Annotated in this window: 5 protein-coding genes; all 5 read right to left on the bottom strand. The window is 41.6% G+C overall.

The genetic code is table 11. From position 1 onward, the window contains the following. Window positions 1-106: 106 nt before the first annotated feature. Window positions 107-1,159, bottom strand: coding sequence for a WD40/YVTN/BNR-like repeat-containing protein (locus CHX27_RS01950; protein WP_094485089.1), 1,053 nt, complete (start codon window positions 1,157-1,159; stop codon window positions 107-109). A gap of 22 nt (window positions 1,160-1,181) precedes the next feature. Continuing rightward, window positions 1,182-2,510 carry an alpha/beta fold hydrolase gene (locus CHX27_RS01945; protein WP_094485088.1) on the bottom strand — a complete coding sequence of 443 codons (1,329 nt, stop codon included), beginning with the start codon at window positions 2,508-2,510 and terminating at the stop codon, window positions 1,182-1,184. A 27-nt stretch (window positions 2,511-2,537) separates the two neighbouring features. Next, the gene (locus CHX27_RS01940) at window positions 2,538-2,771 is read right to left on the bottom strand and encodes a hypothetical protein (protein WP_133063389.1); all 234 of its coding nucleotides are present in this window, start codon (window positions 2,769-2,771) and stop codon (window positions 2,538-2,540) included. 201 nt (window positions 2,772-2,972) lie between these two features. Continuing rightward, on the bottom strand, window positions 2,973-3,371 hold the full coding sequence (locus CHX27_RS01935) for a DUF1456 family protein (protein WP_094485086.1): 399 nt from the start codon (window positions 3,369-3,371) through the stop codon (window positions 2,973-2,975). Further along, window positions 3,364-4,188 (bottom strand): alpha/beta hydrolase, encoded by an 825-nt coding sequence (locus CHX27_RS01930; protein ID WP_094485085.1) that lies wholly within the window; start codon window positions 4,186-4,188, stop codon window positions 3,364-3,366. The genes CHX27_RS01935 and CHX27_RS01930 overlap by 8 nt, the downstream gene beginning before the upstream one ends. Between the last annotated feature and the right edge of the window lie 519 nt (window positions 4,189-4,707).

Genomic DNA, 4,707 nt, shown 5'->3' with positions numbered 1-4,707 from the left:
ACCAATTTTCCACTATAAAACGCTGCACCGGATTGCCCAAAAAAAAATGCGCAAGCCCTAAAAAAGAGCTTACGCATCTAACAACTAAATTAATCAAATAGAAAGCCTAAAATTTAAAGACGTTAACGCCAATAGCATAACCGTAAACCTTTTGATCGGCGTCGCGGTAAATGCGAATTTTATTGCAGGCGCGCCCGAGATCGATTTTTGTCCACGTTTTTCCGCCGTCAGTTGTTTCGAAACCGCTGTTCATGGTTCCTACAAATCCGTGGTTTTCGTCGATAAACCCGATTCCGAACTCACGAGCTGCAGGATCTTCCACCAAATTTAGCTCCGTCCACGTTTCACCACCATCTGTAGTCTTTGCAATGCGCTGTTGTTTGACATTTGGATCCGGATTGTACGATTGAATGGTCACGTAACCGATTTTTGCCGTCGGAAACGACACTTTCCAAGTAGTCTCAAAAGGTCGTGCCGACTCGTAGACTTTTTTCCAAGTCGTTCCACCGTCGGTAGTTTTCAAAATCAAGGCATTGGACTGCGAAATGTCTTCATTATTAGCGGCGCAGGCAAAGCCCACATTTTTGTCGAGCATTTTTATATCAAACAGCATCTTGCAATCGGCTTGCATGCTGCGCGAAATCCAGGTTTCGCCGCTATCGTGGGAAATCATAATATTTGCTGGACTTCCCACACGACCAACGGCAAAAATATGGTGTATCTGCTCGGTTTTTCCTTTCTTCTTCACAGATTCGGAAACTACGTCGAAGGCACACAAACCTTTAACATACGGTCCGTTGTAAGGAACAGGCTTCCACGTTTTTCCACCGTCTTTAGTGCCGTAAAGAGGAATTGTATCGGTAACGTTCGGGAAATAATCGGTTCCAACTGTTCCGGCGAAACCTACATTTTCATTTAGAAATGCGATGGTTCTAAAGAATGTACCTTTTTGTTCGATTTGTTTGGTCCAATTCTGACCGCCATCTGTTGTGTGGTAAATCCGCCCAAATCCGTTGACATACCAACCTGTATTTCGGTCGATAAACGTAATATCGTCCTGCTTTCCTGCGTAAGGTTCTGTATTTAGCTTTTGCCAAGTTTGCGCGAACAGGGCAGTGTTGACGCTAAAAAGAAAGATAAAGATTTTTAAGTTTTTCATATTTGTTAGTAGTTGATAGTGACTATTTGTTACTCAGTGTTTTTGCCCATTCAACCGATTTCTGGGTTACATCGGGATTGAAAGCTTGAAATAATTCTAGAATTTTTCCCTGACTAAAAAGGTCATACGCTTGTTGCATACTTCCGGATTTTGCCAGATAGTGATCGGTTTCTGGAAAACTCAGCAGTGTCGCTGCATTGGGATGATAATAATTAACTGTCGATACGATCTGCTCGTGGTCGGCTTTAGAAAACGCCTGAAAATCTGATTCTCCAAATAAGACGAGTACTTTTCCGCTCGTATTCTTCCAGTTTTCAAGCAACGGATAGTCTTGAATTTGTCGCCAATATTCCTGATTTCGTTCGAAAATCATGTCTTTTCCGTTGTATTGCCATGCCGTTTTAAGGGTTTCAGCTTTTTTCGGATCGCTGCTAATAGCACTTAAACTCTTTTTTTGGATGAAATACTCGTAAGCAATTTCACCTTGCAATCGACAATTTTCTTCGTACTCAAAAGGCGGCGTATTTGCGAGCTTCAGTTGAAGACGATTCATTTCGAGTTGATATTCAAACCAACTTTTTGCTGTAGTTCCGTACACAATTGTGCCTTTTACTTTCTCGGTAGCGCTAATCGCCGGCGCTATGATGCCGCCCATGGAGTGTCCGAAAATGAATACGTTATCTAAGTCGACATACGGCAGCTGTTTAAGCTTCTGAAAACCAGTTTTAAATCCGTCGATTTCGTCGGTTAGGGTAGTGGAGCTGCAATCGGCAGTATTCTGACTGTCGCCCAGACCACTTTTTTCCACGCGAAGTACCACAAATCCGGCTTGATGAAAGGCATTTACGATTCGTCCGTACGGATGATCCTCGGTTAAACCATCGACAGAACTACAAGTATAACCCGGAATAAAAAGTACGGCTGGGAATTTACCTTTTCCAGCTGGTTTATTGATGATGGCGCTCAGAAATCCGTTTTTGTATGGAATACGGTCGTAAATTACTTCTCCAACTGTGCTTTTTTCGCGATCGCGACCAGCCACTTTTGACTTAAGCTCGATTGTTTTATCATTTCGCTTTACGGTAAAGGTAATTGGCTCGTTCTCGGACAGTTTTGAAATCAAGTTCGAAACATCGCGCGGTTCGGTGATCGACGTTCCGTTTATCTTTAAAACGATATCCGAAACCTGTAAATTACTGGTTTTGGAAGTACCGCCTACAATTTCGGTGATTTTTACACCGCCTCCATTTTCAGGAACTAGTCGAGCACCCAACCAGCCTTTTCGTGCCAAAGGTTGTGCGTAGATTTGTGCAGAAAGTAGGAGCATGACAAGAAGTAACGACTTTTTCATAGCGTACGTATTGAATGATTTTGAGAATTAGATTTGAAATAGGGTAAGTCCGAAGCAAGCGAATACTAAAAGCAATTCGCCAAGTAAAACGATTCGTTGCCAGTTGGGCCGATCAGACCACTTTACGTTTGCGTTAAACGGATCGAAAGCTAATGCCAATCCGCCATAAATCAGCGCCTGATCGAACTGCTTCCGAACGATAAAAACTAGGCTTACAGAAAAAAAGAGGATATGAATACTGCGAGTAAAGGCATGGTTCATTTTATTTTTTTCCAAAAATACACGCACCAAGAACTTCGGCAGTTGTCAAAAATTGCGCATTCTATGCAACATACATTTTGAGCGTCGGCAATTACGCGTATAAACGTTTTTTACAGCGTATTGAACTTACTCAATAAAAACACTAAAAGTCGGGCATTGGGATGCATTAACGTAGCTGCTTGTACATCAGATATTTACCAGCTACTTTTTCTTCCCATTTTTATACGCCACTTTCTCTACGACCGATTTTTTCGGGACTGCTTTCTTTGCAGCGGGTTTTTGCGCTGCTCTTTTTACGGGTGCAGCGGGTGTTTTCTGTGTTTGTGCTTCTAAGAAATCCTTGTGAATGTCGCGCAGTACGTCGCTAGGTTGTTTGGGTTGCTCTTTACTTCCGCGAAGAAATAAAACCAATCCGTTCAGGAAATTTCGTAAAATCTGATCGCCACATTCTACGTAATTTGGGTGTTTCTCGTCTCGAAAAAATGCACTTAACTCCGATTTGGTGATTCGGAAATCTACTAATTGCAAGATTTCCACAATGTGTTCGTCGCGTAATTTTAAAGCAACACGTAATTTTTTAAAGATATCGTTGTTAGTCATTTTTCTTAATTGTTTCTGGAAATAGATATTGTATGGCTTCGGAAAATTGGCTGCGCCACAGTTGTTCGTTATGATTGCCTTTTGGAATTATTTTGAAAGGTAATTCGGTTTCAGTATAGTTGCGTTTGTTTTTCAAGATGTCGATCATGTTTGTTATCTCGGCAACCATCGTTTCACTTTCCGAATCGCCACACATAAAATACAGTTTTGGTTTTTGTTCTCCGTTAAGCGGAAGGTCGTATACTTTCGAATCGTACCAAAATGAAGGCGAGAATACTAGAGCACGGCCAAAGATTTTCGAATGTTCAAAAGCGGCAAAAAAAGCTGTCAATCCGCCGAGTGAACTTCCTCCAATTCCGATATTTTTTCTGTCTGTCGAAACCGAAAATCGTTTTTTAATCTCCGGCATAACTTCTTGAGTTAGAAATTCAATAAAAACCGCTGCTTTTCCACCGCCGTATTTTTCGTGAACAAAAGGTGTCAGTTCTTCAAGTCGCTTTTCATTTCCGTGATTTAAACCAATCACAATAAGCTCGGCTTTCAAAGCATTTAGCGTTTCATCAACTTCCCACTCGCCCGAATAGGCCGTTTTCGCATCAAATAAATTCTGACCGTCGAACAGGTACAAAACCGGATACTTTTTCGATTTAGAATAGTTCAGCGGCAAGTACACCCAAACAGTTCGGCTCTCGTTAAGCACAGCCGATTTAATAGAAAATGTCTGCACATTTTTTGCGGCAGTACTTCCTTGCCCCCAACTTTTATACAGAAAAGCGGCACCAAAGGAAACGAGAAGCAGTATAAGGTACTTTAGCATTTTTTTGTTGCAAGATAACAAATAACGGGTTGTAGCCAGCACATCTATCGTTTAGTCTAAAGATGANCAGTTCGGCTCTCGTTAAGCACAGCCGATTTAATAGAAAATGTCTGCACATTTTTTGCGGCAGTACTTCCTTGCCCCCAACTTTTATACAGAAAAGCGGCACCAAAGGAAACGAGAAGCAGTATAAGGTACTTTAGCATTTTTTTGTTGCAAGATAACAAATAACGGGTTGTAGCCAGCACATCTATCGTTTAGTCTAAAGATGATTTTTATTTGGGCGCGCCGGCAAACGAGTCGTCGCTGCGCAAAAGAGGTTCAAGCCGTCACGTGTTCCGCTGTATCTTTTTGGCAAACGTTCGGTGGAAGTTAAGATCGCCAAAAAGTATGTCGCTGCACCCGTTCGCGCGGGAAAGCAACGCAAGGAAAAAATAGAAAAAAGTAAAAGAAGCGAAAAAATGGAAAATAGAAAATTGAGTTATCCAAATATATTCCGTATATTTATACCTGATTTAA

This window comes from Flavobacterium aurantiibacter (assembly GCF_002251775.1).
In the GTDB taxonomy this organism is placed as follows: domain Bacteria; phylum Bacteroidota; class Bacteroidia; order Flavobacteriales; family Flavobacteriaceae; genus Flavobacterium; species Flavobacterium aurantiibacter.
The sequence above is the reverse complement of the archived record's forward strand: the minus strand, read 5'-3'. Positions and strand labels throughout refer to the sequence as shown.